The sequence below is a fragment of the Neisseria sp. HMSC055H02 genome (assembly GCF_001813335.1).
GTDB classification, from domain to species: domain Bacteria; phylum Pseudomonadota; class Gammaproteobacteria; order Burkholderiales; family Neisseriaceae; genus Neisseria; species Neisseria sicca_C.
The window spans coordinates 1-338 of the sequence record NZ_KV812086.1 but is presented as its reverse complement, the minus strand read 5'-3'; the positions used below and the strand labels follow the sequence as shown (position 1 = coordinate 338).

At 37.6% G+C, this 338-nt stretch carries 1 pseudogene; it reads right to left on the bottom strand.

Annotated features, from left to right (window positions below):
• Positions 1–88 precede the first annotated feature (88 nt).
• Positions 89–338: pseudogene (locus HMPREF2907_RS13160) on the bottom strand (hypothetical protein); the annotation flags it as partial.

The window sequence follows — 338 nt, the reverse complement described above, 5'->3', positions numbered from 1 at the left end:
AATGTAAATGGACAATTATAGCAATGAACAAAAAAAGAGAAAAAGAGACCTTTTATTAGCTCTAGTAGATAAAAGCTCGGTTGGATGTTTATTCGTCTTCCATTAGACGGTGGCATATGGAAATTTCAAATGAAGTGTTACGGCATATTTCATTTATCCGGTAAATTTCCTGCCATGCCTTATGCAGTAAAATGTTCCGCACAATTGGGGTGGCTTTCAATATCCGGTATCGGTAAAAATAAATTTTTCGTCGGTTACACCAAATCCTCAAAAGCTCGTCTTCGTCATTAATCACGATATGCTTCAGAATCAACCCTTTTGAACCCACAGGAAGCAGG